General features: G+C 65.5%; 9 protein-coding genes. 5 read left to right on the forward strand and 4 right to left on the reverse strand.

Going from position 1 to position 13,720, the window contains the following annotated elements; translation table 11 throughout:
- The first annotated feature begins 2 nt into the window (after nt 1-2).
- Nucleotides 3-1,601 (forward strand): GMC family oxidoreductase, encoded by a 1,599-nt coding sequence (locus B384_RS0105745; protein ID WP_019482185.1) that lies wholly within the window; start codon nt 3-5, stop codon nt 1,599-1,601.
- 29 nt (nt 1,602-1,630) lie between these two features.
- On the opposite strand, the gene B384_RS0105750 is transcribed toward B384_RS0105745, so the two are convergent.
- Together B384_RS0105750 and B384_RS17885 are read right to left on the reverse strand one after the other, a co-directional pair.
- Nucleotides 1,631-2,539, reverse strand: a complete 909-nt coding sequence (locus B384_RS0105750) for a GGDEF domain-containing response regulator (protein ID WP_237715241.1) — start codon at nt 2,537-2,539, stop codon at nt 1,631-1,633.
- Nucleotides 2,540-2,544: 5 nt separating this feature from the next.
- Nucleotides 2,545-5,964: a hybrid sensor histidine kinase/response regulator gene (locus B384_RS17885; RefSeq protein ID WP_024477202.1), complete on the reverse strand. Its 3,420-nt coding sequence runs from the start codon at nt 5,962-5,964 to the stop codon at nt 2,545-2,547.
- Nucleotides 5,965-6,122: 158 nt separating this feature from the next.
- Between B384_RS17885 and B384_RS0105760 the strand changes: the two genes are divergently transcribed.
- Nucleotides 6,123-8,054, forward strand: a complete 1,932-nt coding sequence (locus B384_RS0105760) for a penicillin-binding transpeptidase domain-containing protein (RefSeq protein ID WP_019482187.1) — start codon at nt 6,123-6,125, stop codon at nt 8,052-8,054.
- On the opposite strand, the gene B384_RS0105765 is transcribed toward B384_RS0105760, so the two are convergent.
- Both B384_RS0105765 and B384_RS0105770 read right to left on the reverse strand, forming a co-directional pair.
- Nucleotides 8,055-8,456, reverse strand: a complete 402-nt coding sequence (locus B384_RS0105765; protein WP_019482188.1) for a YccF domain-containing protein — start codon at nt 8,454-8,456, stop codon at nt 8,055-8,057.
- A gap of 134 nt (nt 8,457-8,590) precedes the next feature.
- The gene (locus tag B384_RS0105770; RefSeq protein WP_019482189.1) at nt 8,591-10,273 is read right to left on the reverse strand and encodes a DEAD/DEAH box helicase; all 1,683 of its coding nucleotides are present in this window, start codon (nt 10,271-10,273) and stop codon (nt 8,591-8,593) included.
- Between the two features lie 304 nt (nt 10,274-10,577).
- On the opposite strand from B384_RS0105770, the gene B384_RS0105775 reads away from it, so the two are divergent.
- The 3 genes from B384_RS0105775 to trmB all read left to right on the forward strand — a co-directional run bounded on the left by B384_RS0105775 (nt 10,578) and on the right by trmB (nt 13,713).
- Nucleotides 10,578-11,816 (forward strand): M20 metallopeptidase family protein, encoded by a 1,239-nt coding sequence (locus B384_RS0105775; protein WP_019482190.1) that lies wholly within the window; start codon nt 10,578-10,580, stop codon nt 11,814-11,816.
- A gap of 78 nt (nt 11,817-11,894) precedes the next feature.
- Complete coding sequence (locus tag B384_RS0105780; protein ID WP_019482191.1) at nt 11,895-12,671, forward strand: type 1 glutamine amidotransferase domain-containing protein; 777 nt, start codon at nt 11,895-11,897, stop codon at nt 12,669-12,671.
- A gap of 157 nt (nt 12,672-12,828) precedes the next feature.
- Nucleotides 12,829-13,713: a tRNA (guanosine(46)-N7)-methyltransferase TrmB gene (gene trmB / locus B384_RS0105785; protein ID WP_019482192.1), complete on the forward strand. Its 885-nt coding sequence runs from the start codon at nt 12,829-12,831 to the stop codon at nt 13,711-13,713.
- Nucleotides 13,714-13,720 lie beyond the last annotated feature (7 nt).

The following is a 13,720-nucleotide window of genomic DNA, read 5'->3' on the forward strand; positions in this document are numbered from 1 at the left end:
CCGTGTCTGATCAAATAGCAGCGACTGGCCACTTCGAGAAGACAGCATTCGATTACATCGTCGTGGGTGGCGGTTCGGCTGGCGCCGCCGTCGCGGCCCGCCTGAGCGAGGACCCGACCGTACAGGTAGCGCTGGTCGAGGCGGGCCCCGACGACCGGGGTGTTGACCAGATCCTCCGCCTTGACCGGTGGATGGAACTGCTGGAATCCGGATACGACTGGGACTACCCCATCGAGCCGCAGGAAAACGGTAACTCCTTCATGCGGCATGCCCGCGCCAAGGTGATGGGCGGCTGCTCCAGCCACAACTCCTGTATCGCCTTCTGGGCGCCCCGGGAGGACATCGATGAGTGGGAAACGAAGTTCGGGGCGGAGGGATGGAACTCCGATACCGCCTATGCCCTCTACCAGCGGCTGGAAACCAACGAGGACGCCGGTCCGGACGCTCCGCACCACGGTGATGCGGGACCCGTGCACCTGATGAACATTCCGGCGTCGGACCCTTCGGGCAAGGCACTGCTTGACGCCTGTGAACAGGCTGGTATCCCACGGGTCCACTTCAACACGGGTGCGACGGTGATCAATGGTGCCAGTTTCTTCCAGATCAACCGGCAGGCCGACGGCACCCGCGCTTCGTCCTCGGTGTCGTATATCCACCCGATCATGGAACGGCCCAACTTCACCTTGCTTACCGGCCTGCGGGCGCGGGAACTGAGGTTCGACGCGGACAACCGGTGCACCGGCGTCGACGTCGTTGACTCCTCTTTCGGGCGGACCCACGCGCTCACCGCACGGTCAGAAGTGATCCTGTCGGCTGGAGCCATCGATTCTCCGAAAGTGCTCATGCTGTCGGGCATCGGCCCGGCGGAGCACCTCGCAGCGCACGGCATCGACGTCCGGGTGGACTCCCCCGGGGTGGGCGAACACCTCCAGGACCACCCTGAGGGTGTCATCCAGTGGGAAGCCAAGCAGCCGATGCCTGAAACGTCGACCCAGTGGTGGGAAATTGGTATCTTCACCACCACTGAAGACGGACTGGACCGGCCCGACCTGATGTTCCACTACGGTTCTGTACCCTTCGACATGCACACCCTGCGGCACGGGTACCCCACCACCGACAACGGGTTCTGCCTGACCCCGAATGTCACGCATGCCCGGTCACGCGGAACGGTCCGGTTGCGCAGCCGTGACTACCGGGACAAACCAATGGTGGATCCTCGCTATTTCACCGATCCCCACGACATGCGGGTGATGATCGCCGGTATCCGGAAGGCTCGGGACATTGTCGCCCAGCCGGCCATGGCGGAGTGGGCAGGACGTGAACTGTACCCGGGCGGGGACGTGCAAACTGATGACGAAATTGCCGACTATATCCGGAAAACCCACAACACTGTCTACCACCCCGCCGGTACGGTGCGGATGGGAGCCGTGGCCGATGAGCTGTCACCCCTTGACCCTCAGCTACGGGTGAAAGGCGTGACCGGGCTGCGCGTCGCAGACGCATCGGTGATGCCGGAACTCACCACCGTGAACCCGAACATCACCACCATGATGATCGGCGAACGGTGCGCGGATCTGATCAGGCAGGCCCGGGCGGAGTAGGGCCACGCACGCTCCGGGCCGGGCTTCCCCTAGCCGGTCCGGAGCGAGCTGGCGACCCGATTCCGGCCGGCCGCCTTCGCCGAGTACAGGGCGTCGTCGGCTTCCTTCAAAAGTTGTCCGCTGCTCACCGCATGGTCAGCGGTAAAGGTTGAGATCCCGGCGCTGATTGTCAGCACCCGCAACGGGTTGCCGGTATGCGCAATGGCCAGTGACTCAATCCCCGAGCGGATCCGCTCAACCGCAACCTCGGCGTCGTGCGCGCCCTGATCGGGCAGGATCAGCAGGAATTCCTCGCCGCCGTACCGGTACACACCGTCGGTGTCCCGTGACAGCCGGGTGAGAGTCCTGGCTACCGCCTTCAGCGCTTCATCACCCGCCGGATGCCCCTGCAGATCATTGAAGCTCTTGAAGTAGTCAACGTCGCACAGCGCCAGGGAATACTGTCCGCCGTAACGTTGGCTCCGGTTATGCAGGAGTTCGAGGTCTTCGGTCAGTTTCAACCGGTTGTCCACCCTGGTGAGCGGATCGGTTCTCGCCTGCCGGGTGAGTTCCTGCCGGTACTTTCCAAGCTGAGAATGCAGCGCGGTCACGCGGAGCGCCACCAGCAGTCGGGTGCGAAGCGTGAAGGGATCCAGCGGTTTGGTGACATAGTCGTCGGCGCCGGCTTCCATCCCCGCCAGCACGGCGTCCTGGGAGCCGAAAGACGTGAGCAGGACCAGGTAGGTGTAGGTGTCCTCCTCGGCGCTGCGAATTGCCTTACACAGTTCCAGCCCGTTCATGCCGGGCATCATCCAGTCGGTGACGACCACCTGGGGCTGATACCGCTGGAACAGGTCCCAGGCGGCGTCCCCGTTGGTTGCCGACAGGCACTCGTAGCCAGCCTGTTCCACCACGGCCTTGGCGACCATCAATGATCCCGGGTCGTCGTCGACCACCATCACCTTCACGGGGCTCCTCTCACGGAGTCGGCCAGGGCCAGGGAGACCAACTCCAGTTCTGCCGCCAGCTCTTCAATCCTTGCAGGGTGTGTCTCCGCGTCGGCAACCGCATCATTTTCGAGTTCGCCGCAGAGGGCCGCGACGCCGTCGGCGCCAATGTTGGCGGCAGCACCCCTGAGCTTGTGCGCCGCGTCCCGCAGCCCTGTCCCCTGTTCGATTGCCCGTCTAAGCGCGGCCAGATCGGCGGGGACCCCTTCAAGGAAGGCGGCTGCTGCAGCGGGCAGCACTCCCCACCCGTCGGCTGCGCCGAGCCCGCGGAGTAGCTCCAGCCGGGCTGGATCCACCACCTGCCGCGGTGTGGCAGCCGGACCGGGTTCCGCTGCTGCTGCCGCGGGCGGCGACGCTGGAAGGGTTGGCGCGCTCACCGCCGGCGCTGGCACGCCGGGGGTGTGCACCCAGCGCAGCAGAGTGGTCTGCAGCAGCGCCAGATCAACCGGTTTGGCGAGGTAGTCATCCATTCCCGCGGCGCGGCACCGTTCACGATCCTCGCTAAGCGCGCCAGCGGTCATGGCGATGATCGGCAGGTGCGCACCCTCACGGCCGCGGATGGCACGGGTAGCTTCGAACCCATCCATCACCGGCATGTGGCAGTCCATCAGGACCGCTGCGTAGGTTTCGTGGGAGGTAGCCTTCACCGCTTCGGCGCCGTCGCCCACCAGGTCCACCCGGTACCCCAGCTTCAGGAGCATCGATTCCGCGACCAGCTGGTTCACCGCGTTGTCCTCAACCACCAGGATGCGTACATTCGGACCATCCTGGGCATCCTGTAGCTGGACGGTGCGGGAGTGGATGGCTTCCGCTACCGGTTCAGCGTCGGTGTGGGTCATCAGGTGCATCAGCCGGTCGTAGAGCGCCGAGCTGCGAACCGGTTTAGTCAACCATTCAGACACTCCGGCAGCGGCGAGCCGGTCGCGGTCGATGTGCCCGATGGAGGTGAGCAGGATCAACCGGGTGGCGGCCAGCTCGGGGTGGCTGCTGATTGCCTCAGCCAGGTCGATCCCGTTGATATCCGGCATACGCATATCCAGCACCGCGATGTCGAAAGGCTCTCCGGCGTGGGCTGCTGCGGATAGTCGTTCCAGCGCCGCCTCACCGCTGTCGACGGCAGTTGCCTTCATCCGCCAGGACCCGAGCTGCGATTCGAGGACCAGCCGGTTGGTTGCGTTATCGTCGACCACCAGCACTTTCAGCTCGTCGAGCAGACTGGATTCGGGTGCTGCGGGGACCAGGGATCCTTCCAGCGGCAGCGTGAACCAGAAGGTGCTGCCCGCCCCCAGGGTGCTGTCGACCCCAATGGTCCCGCCCATCGCCTCAGTCAGCCGACGCGAAATGGCGAGGCCCAACCCCGTCCCCCCATACCTGCGGGTTGTTGAAGCATCGGCCTGCGCGAAGGATTCGAACAATCTCTCGTGGTCGGCGGCCTCCACCCCGATGCCCGTGTCCTGCACCTCAAACCGGATCGTTGGCCGTCCGTCACCGGATGCGTCGGCTGGGTCCTCGCGATACACCCGGATGGCGATCTCTCCGGCCGCGGTGAACTTCACCGCGTTCGAGAGCAGATTGAGCAGCACCTGCCGGATCCGGCCGGCGTCGCCAATCAGCTGCGCTGGCACCTCGGGGAGGCAGTATGCAATCAGTTCCAGGTTCTTCTGCCGCGCACCCTCCGCGAGGAGGCCAGCGACCTCGTCGATGAGGGTGCGTGGGTCAAAGGATTCCATCTCCAGGTTGATCCGGCCGGCTTCGAGTTTCGAGAAGTCGAGGATGTCGTTGATCAGCAGCAGCAGGGACTCGCTGGCACCCTTGACACCCTGGGCATACTGCCGCTGGGTCGAATCCAGTGGCGTATCCAGCAACAACCCGGTCAGTCCGATCACCCCGTTCATGGGGGTCCGGATTTCGTGGCTCATGGTCGCCAGGAATTCGGATTTCAGCCGGGTCGCCTCGAGCGCGGCTTCCCGGGCATTGAGCAACTCGGTCTCCGCCGCGCGTCGTTCGCTGATGTCCTGAGCAATTGTCGCCAGCCCACGCATCACCCCATCCGTGAACACCGGGGATATGGTCATTGCGACCTGCACTACTGAGCCGTCGCTGCGTAAACGCTCCGTTTCGAAACTATGGCCCTCACCGCTGGCTGCCACGAGTGCCTGCGCGGCGTCATTCGCTGCATGTGCCGACGCCGGGACGAAGAAACCCTTGTCCCGGCCTATAGTTTCCGCCGCTGGATACCCGAAAACTCTTTCCGCACCGGGATTCCAGCTGACGATCTTGCCGTCGGGAGTGCAGCCGAAGATGGCGTCCGACGACGACGTCACGATCGCGCCGAGACCCTCCAGTTCCGCTGTGCGCGCGGCCACCTGATCCGCCAATCCGCGGGTCAGCGTGACGTTCTCAACGACGATCAGGACCTGGCGGATCACCAACAAGACAAGGGCGACGACGCCGATCCCCAGCTGGACCGGATACGTACCGTCGACTGCCGTATATCCGGCGACGACGATCGCGACCACCACTGGAGCGTAGGGGACCAGCTCCAGGGCGACGGCGTAGCGGTGCCGGTCGGCGCCAGTTCTTGGCCGGCGCGGCACCAGGGGTGCGACGGCGATCAGCGTGAAGGCCAGCATCCAGCCGATCGTGAGCGGTGATCCGGTGACGCCGGTGACGCCCTCGAACGTGAGCCGTACGTACACGCTGTCGGTGATGGCCAGCACCAGCAGGCCGCCGCCCATGCAGAACCACCGGAGTCGGTCGCCGACCGGCCGCCGAATCCCCAGCACGAGCACCAGGGAAATGATGATGACGTCCACCACCGGGTAGGAGGTAGCGGTGAGCTGGCCTTCGACCCCCTGGCTGGATGACCGGTGGGCGGGGCCGAGGACCGTCGCCCAGCTGATGAACAGGACGGTTGCTGCGATCACCCCACCGTCCAGCAGCGTATGGAGGCCGGACACCAGCGTTGCTGGCGGCCGGGGGAAGAAGAAGAGGGCGGCTGTTGCCGGTATGGCGTAGCCAATGAACCCAATGTCGGCTATCGAAGGAAAGGGATACAGGTGGTCGCGGGTCACCCCGAAATAGGTCCAGGCCGCCATGCCGCCGAACCAGACGAGCGTCGCCGTCGCCAGCAACCACCAGGCTTTGGCGGATTCCTTGTCGCGGCGTGCGGCGACGGCGCAACTGACGGCGGCCGCCAGGCTGAAGAGGAGGAGGCTGATGTTCCCGACATGCTGGGCCAGATCTTCGCCGCTATTGGCGACCAGGTAGCTCCCAACGGCTGCTGCCACGGCCAGCCCAGCACCTGCCAGCCACCACAATCCCGCGCCCGCTTCCGTCGGCGAATACTGCTGGTCGTCAACGACGGAAGTGCCCACGGGGATCCTTTCAGAGCGGCTCGGCAGCTCCGTGCTTCGATAACTTCTAGTTACTCTAACCTCTGGTCGGGTGCTCCCCGGCACTTCGACCGCAGTGTCATCCGAATGTGACTGCCGGTGGGACCTCGACGACTCCGCGGGTACGTAATAATGACTCAATGGGGAACTTCACACGTCACACAGCTGTCCTGACCGTTGCAGCTCTTGCCCTCGGTCTCACCGCCTGCACCGATGACCGTCCGACAGCGAACGACGCCGCCGCGGCCTTCGCCGAAGGCCTCAGCACCCTCGATGTCGCCGGCTCCGCGTTCACCACCGGGTCGGTGGAGACGGTCAATGCGGACCTTGCCGCCATCACCGCCGCCCTCGACCCGCTGACGCCGTCGGTCTCCGTCGGCGAGGTGGAGTCCGCTTCCGAAGACCAGGCCACCGCGCAGTTAAACCACGTGTGGGATGTGGATGAAAGCGATGAGGACTGGACCTACTCCACCACCGTCGAGCTGTCGCGAACCGACGACGTGTGGCAGGTCGTCTGGGATCCGGCTGTCGCAGTTGAGGGGTTGGCTGCCGGCGAAGTATTGGCGACCTCGTCGGTCCCGGCGGCCCGCGGTGACATCCTCGGCGCCGACGGTCAGGTGCTCGTGACTGACCGTCCGGTCCTCCGGATCGGTCTCGACAAAACCCAGCTCGAGGAAGAGCAGCTCGCAGGATCCGCGCAGGACCTCGCCGGCCTTGTCGGAGTGGACCCGGCGGCCTTCACCAGCCAGGTGGAGGGGGCGGGTCCGGAGGCTTTCGTGGAGGCGATTGTCCTGCGCGATGACGCCTCACGCACCATAACGGATGACGAGCTCGACGCCGTTCCCGGCGTCCTGGCCCTCCCTGACGAACTTGCCCTCGCCCCCACCCGCACCTTCGCCAGGGAGCTGCTGGGGTCGGTGGGCCAGGCCAGCGCGGAGCTGATTGAGCAGTCCGGCGCCGAGCTGGAAGCCGGGGACGTCACCGGGTTGTCCGGCCTGCAGTTGCAGCACAATGACCAGCTGGCCGGCACTCCCGGCCTGACCATCACGGCGGCCCCCGCTGAGCCGGCCGACGGCGTCGAAGCCCGGCCCCTCTTCGAGAAGGATCCGGTGGCTGGTGAGCCCCTGAACATTACCGTTGATCAGTCGCTGCAGGCCCTTGCCGAGGAGGTGCTTGAGGAGGAACCGTCGGCGTCGGCAATCGTTGCTGTGCGTCCCTCCACCGGTGAGATCCTCACGGTCGCCAATGGCCCCGGCAGTGCCGGTCTGCAGACCGCACTGTTGGGTCAGTACGCCCCCGGGTCGACGTTCAAGGTTGCCACCTCGCTGGCCTTGCTCCGCGAAGGGTTTACCCCGGAATCTTCCACCCAGTGCACCGAGGAACTGGTGGTCGATGGCCGGTCCTTCAACAACGCCAGCACTTACCCTGCAGCGTTCCTTGGCGATATCCCGCTGTTGCAGACCTTCGCCCAGTCCTGTAACACCGGTTTCATTGCCACCCGCGACGTCGTTTCGCAGGAAAAACTGGCGGCCGCCGCTGCAGATCTCGGCGTGGGGGTCGAAGCGTCGATCGGTATTCCAGCGTTCTTCGGTTCGGTGCCCGAAACTGCAGAAGGCACCGCCCACGCTGCGTCGATGATCGGCCAGGGGGAGGTCCTCGTTTCGCCCCTGGCCCTCGCCGTCATGACTGCGAGCGTGGGGGCAGGTGAACGTGTTACCCCGACCCTGCTCGCCGACGATCCGGCCGGGAATGTCACCGGGGCCGACTCGTCGCCGTCGCCGGCGGGGACGCCCGGTGCACTCACCGTCGAGGAGGCGGGAACGCTGCAAACCCTGATGGCCGCCGTCGTGGCCGAAGGCGGCGCCACGGTGCTGGCCGATGTGCCGGGCGATCCGGTGCTCGCCAAGACCGGTACCGCCGAGTTTGGTAACGAGGACCCACCGCGGACCCACGCGTGGATCGTTGCGTTGCAGGGTGACCTCGCGGTCGCGGTGTTCGTTGAGGAAGGCGACCTGGGCTCGACGTCCGGCGGGCCGCTGATGGCTGCTTTCCTGCGCGGCGCCGCGGAGTAGCTAGCGGAGTTGCGGGACCCTGGTACCGCGCGTCTCGACGATTTCCTTGCCGAGCGGTGTCAGCGAAACCGGGATCATCTTCAGGTTCGCGATGCCGAGCGGGATCCCAATGATGCTCATAAACATGGGAATGGCGGTCAGGACGTGCCCGATGGCCAGCCAGATGCCAGCGACAACAATCCAGATGACGTTGCCGAGCGTCGACAGGGTTGATGCTCGGCCGCCCCGGTCCACTATCGTGCGGCCGAAGGGCCAGATGGCGTAGGCGGCGATCCTGAAGGATGCAATGCCGAAGGGGATGGTCACGATCAGCAGGCAGCAAATCACACCGGCGAGGACGTATCCCAGGGCTAGCCAGATGCCGCCGAAAATCAGCCAGATGACGTTCAGTATTGCGTTCATGGTTTCAATCTTCCTTCATTGCGCACGTTGGGTCCATGGGCGGCCCTCCCGACAAACAAACAGTGCCCCTCCCGCATGGGGAAGGGCACTGTTTGTTTGACGACGGTTCAGCGTCTACCAGCTAGGGCTGCCAGCTAGTTGCTGCGGCGATCGTTTGATGCAGGTGCAGTGGCACGGCGCGGCCCTGACGGGCGACGTCCGGCACCGGTCGACGGGGTGTGGTTGCGCTGGTTGCCTGGCTCCTGCTTGGCCCCTGATGTGCCGGAGCGGTGAGCGGACTTGCCCTGCGGAGCGACGTCGGCTGCCCGGGCGCCACTGGCGGGGCGACGGGTGCGGTTACCGCCACCGTTGCCTGAACCGGCTGGACGGTCGTCGTCGCGACGGCGTGCGCCGCCGGTGGTTGCGCCAGCCGAAGCGCCGGTCTGGCCGCCGAAGCGGGCTCCGCGGGGCTGATCCTGCCGGCGGTCTGACCGGTTACCTGGCTCGGCTGCAACGCGTCCGCGTCCACCACGTCCACCGCGGCCACCCGTTGACGGTGCTGCCGTGCCGCGGCGCTTGCGCTGGGCATTGGCTCCAGTGGAGGTACCGCCCCCACGCTGTGCCTCGCGGGATGCGACCAGCGACGCCCGGGTGCGGGGGTCAATCTTCTCCGCGACATCACCGATCAGCTTGCCGACCAGCGGTGAGGTGGCTTTCACGTTCTCGAAGGCGACGTCAACGCCTGCGGCGCGCATCAGCTTCTGCACCTCGGACTTCTGCTCCGGCAGGGTGATCGTGACGACGGTCCCTGACGAACCGGCGCGGGCGGTACGGCCCGAGCGGTGCAGGTATGCCTTGTGTTCGGTGGGTGGGTCCACGTGGACCACCAGTTCGACGTCGTCCACGTGCACACCGCGGGCGGCGACGTCGGTGGCGACCAGAACGCGCACGTCGCCGGAGGAGAACTCGGCGAGGTTCCGGTCACGGGCGTTCTGCGACAGGTTGCCGTGCAGATCGACGGCCGGGATGCCGGCGTCGGTCAGGGTCTTGGCCAGTTTGCGGGCGTGGTGCTTGGTACGCATGAAGAGCAGACGACGTCCGCTCCCTGAGGCGAGCTGAACGATCAGCTGCTTCTTCTGGGTCTGGTCGCCGACCAGCAGCACGTGGTGCTCCATGGTGGTCACCGAGGCCTGAGGGTCATCGACCGAGTGGGTCAAGGGGTTGGTCAGGTACCGCTGCACGAGCTTGTCCACGCCGTTGTCCAGGGTGGCCGAGAACAGCAGGCGCTGGCCTTCCTTGGGCGTGGTGTCCAGGAGCTTCTTCACGACGGGAAGGAAGCCCAGGTCAGCCATGTGGTCCGCCTCGTCCAGGACGGTGATTTCCACGGCGTCGAGGGTGATGAGCTTCTGGCGCATCAGGTCCTCAAGACGGCCGGGGCAGGCGATGACGATGTCGACGCCGGCGCGGAGCGCCTTCTCCTGGCGGGCCTGGGAGACGCCGCCGTAGATGACCGTGGTGTTCAGCCCGAGCACTGTGGCCAGCGGCTCAATGGTGGCGTTGATCTGGGTGGCGAGCTCGCGGGTCGGGGCGAGGACCAGGGCCAGGGGGCGACCGGGCTTCCGGCGGTAGGCGGCTTCCTGCTCGGCGAGCCGGGCCACCATGGGCAGCGCGAAGGCGAGGGTCTTACCGGAGCCGGTGCGGCCACGGCCAAGCACGTCGCGGCCAGCCAGGGTGTCCGGCAGGGTTTTGACCTGGATGGGGAACGGTTCGGTGATTCCCTGGGCAGTAAGGGTTTGGACCAGCGCCTTGGGCACACCGAGTGCAGCAAAAGTAGTCATGTAGGTACACGAACTTTCTTTTCATCTTCCCCACGAATCGGTTGACGCGAGGGGTTCGCCGAAGAAAAGTCAGACAGTGTCAACCGCGCTCACAATGTTGGGAGCTCAAATGCGGGACAAAAGAATGCGTTCATCGACGCAAGCTGCGATCGTTTTCCAGCACAGTTGAAGTGATCCCAACCAAGCCGACACGCAGACAAGTACCCCAACTCTATCAGCGAAAGCTGTCCTGGATTTGCGTTGGGGGCGGTTTGGCCGTGGACTGTGGGTGGAAGTGACTGACACCACAGCTATCGGGGGGCCCATGACACACTCCGCTGAGACGGTACTCGCCGAAGCTCACGGCATCCAGGACGACCTGGTGCGCCTGCGCCACCGTCTGCACCAGGAGCCGGAGATCGGCCTGCAGTTGCCCCGCACCCAGGAGAAGGTGCTCGAGGCTCTTGACGGCCTGCCCTACGAAATCACCCTGGGCCGGGACACCACCTCGGTGACCGCTGTGCTCCGTGGCCAGGGCGCCTACTCATCAGCCGACAAGCCGGTGGTCCTCCTGCGCGGAGACATGGATGCCCTGCCCGTCCAGGAGCAGACGGGAGTGGGGTACACCTCGACTATTGACGGGGCCATGCATGCGTGCGGCCACGACCTGCACACCTCGATGCTCGCCGGTGCCGCCACCCTCCTGGCCGAGCGGCGGGCTCAACTCGCCGGCGACGTCGTCCTCATGTTCCAGCCGGGAGAGGAAGGGTTCGACGGCGCAGGGGTGATGATCCGCGAGGGAGTGCTCGAGGTGGCCGGGCGGCTGCCCGACGCCGCATATGGGCTGCACGTCATGTCGGCGCTGGAATCCAATGGCCGGTTGGCGACGCGCCCCGGCACGCTGATGTCGGCGTCGGATGGGCTCTCGGTGACCGTGCATGGAGCCGGCGGGCACGGCTCCGCCCCGCATCTGGCGAAGGATCCCATCACCGCCGCAGCGGAGATGGTGACCGCCCTGCAGGTGATGATTACCCGGCAGTTCAACATGTTCGATCCGGTGGTGGTGACCGTTGGGGTGCTCAGGGCCGGCACCAAACGCAATGTGATCCCCGAGTCGGCCATGTTTGAGGCGACGGTCAGGACGTTCTCGGAGGCAAACCGGGAAAAGCTGCAGCACGTGATCCCGCGGCTTCTGGCGGGCATTGCCGCCGCCCACGGGGTTGAGGTGACCGTTGACTACTCGACCGAATATCCGTTGACCGTCACCGACGACGACGAGACGGTGCGGGCGGAATCGGTCATCGCCGACCTGTTTGGCTCGGAACGGTACAGCAGAATGGCCCAGCCGCTGAGCGGATCGGAGGACTTCTCGCGGATCCTGGCAGCGGTACCGGGCAGTTTCGTCTTCCTGTCCGCGGCGACGCCCGGCTCCGACCCGCTGAAGAGTGCCTTCAACCATTCTCCGTATGCGACGTTCGACGACAATGTGCTGGGCGACGGTGCAGCCCTGTACACGCAGCTGGCGCTGGCGCGGATCGCCGAACTGGCCGCCGTCGTGAGCTGACTGGGGCCTCCGCCCGGCGCGAGGTGCGCTGCCAGTGCTCCTCGCCTAGGGTGGAAATAACGACTAGAGGAGCACTCAATGAAAAAAGTCCTACTTGTACTGACCAGCGTTTCCGAACTCGGCGACACCGGCGAGAAGACCGGCTACAACGTGGCCGAGGCTGCTCACCCATGGAAGGTTTTCAAGGATTCGGGTCACTTCGTTGACTTCGCTTCCATCAAGGGTGGCGTCCCGCCCCGCGACGAGGTCGACACATCCGACCCGATCCAGGTGGCCTTCACCGAGGACGAGACCACCAAGGCCGGCCTGTACAACACGGCACGGGTCGACGTCGTTGATCCTTCGCAGTACGACGCCGTTTACCTGGTCGGCGGGCACGGCACCATGTGGGACTTCCCGGACAGCGAGGGCCTGCAGAAGCTTGTTGCCAGCGTGTACAACGCTGGCGGAGTGGTCGGAGCCGTTTGCCACGGCCCCGCAGGCCTGCTGAACGTAGAGCTGGAGAATGGCCTGCGCCTGGTCGAAGGCAAGCGCGTTGCGGCGTTCACCAACGATGAGGAAGTCGCCGCCGACAAGGACAAGATCATTCCGTTCTTCCTGGCTGACCGCCTTGAGGAGCAGGGTGCCACCCATGTTTCGGCTGGTGTCTTCGAGGAGAAGGTCATTGTCGACGAGCGTCTGGTGACCGGCCAGAACCCGGCCTCCGCCGGCGGGGTTGCCAAGGAGATGGAGAAGCTCCTCGCGGAGGTCATCCACCAGGAGAAGGCCGAAGAGCAGGACGAGTCCGAGGCTCTGCGGGCCGAGAAAGACGCTGAGAAGGCGGCAGCGGCCGCGGCCGCCGAGTCGGACCACTAGGCTCCCTCATTTCGGGCCCCGTTTTCCTGGGGCCCCGTTATCTGGTGCCGCGTTATCTGGGACGCGCCCGCTGAGAGTGTTGGATTGACCCGCTTGTGCGGGGTCGTTCTGACACTCACTGCGGGCGCGTTTCGTTCGCTTGGATACGCTTAGAACAATGAGCACTAACCCAGCAGCCCCCACTCCACCAGCCGAGCAGCACCTGTCCCAGCCGGTTTCCTTCGTCCGGAGGGGATCGCGCCTCCAAGGCCGGCGCCGCCAGGCGTGGGCGGAACTCGACGGCTTCGTGGTCGACGTCCCACGCAGCACCATGGCCGACACTTCAGTGGATCCCGAGTACCGGTTCGACGCCGCAGCCGAGTTCGACCGTGACGCACCCCTCGTCGTCGAAGTCGGTTCAGGCCTCGGCGAAGCGATCACCCACGCCGCCGAGCTGCAGCCGGACTTCAACTTTCTGGCGCTGGAAGTCTACAAACCGGGCCTCGCCCAGACCCTGCTGCGGATCGAGCAGAAGGGGCTCACCAACGTTCGGATCGCGCAGGCCAACGCCGCCGAGGCCCTCGCCACCATGCTGCCGGAAGGATCCGTCAGCGAACTCTGGGTATTCTTCCCCGACCCCTGGCACAAAACCCGCCACCGGAAGCGCCGCCTGGTCAAAGCGGACTTCGCCGACGTCGCGGCACGAGTGCTCGCACCGGGCGGCCTCTGGCGGCTGGCAACCGATTGGTCCGACTACGCCGTGCAGATGCGCGACGTCCTGGACGCGTCAGATGATTTCACCAACGCGCACGACGGCGAACGCACCGGCGCGGACAGCCCCCTCACCCAGGTGTGGGAAAGCGGGGTGGAACTGGTGGTCGGCGGAGCCCCGGTCAGGGAAGGGAAAGACCCCGTCAGCACCGGAAACACCGGAGTCAATGAGGGAATCGACACCCGCGGCGGGTGGGCCCCCCGCTTTGACGGCCGAATCCTCACCAGCTTCGAGAACAAGGCCCACGAGGCCGGCAGGATGATCTTTGACCTGACCTATCGTCGGGTTTAGGCGAGCG

The organism is Arthrobacter sp. TB 23 (assembly GCF_000294595.1).
In the GTDB taxonomy this organism is placed as follows: Bacteria; Actinomycetota; Actinomycetes; order Actinomycetales; family Micrococcaceae; genus Arthrobacter_D.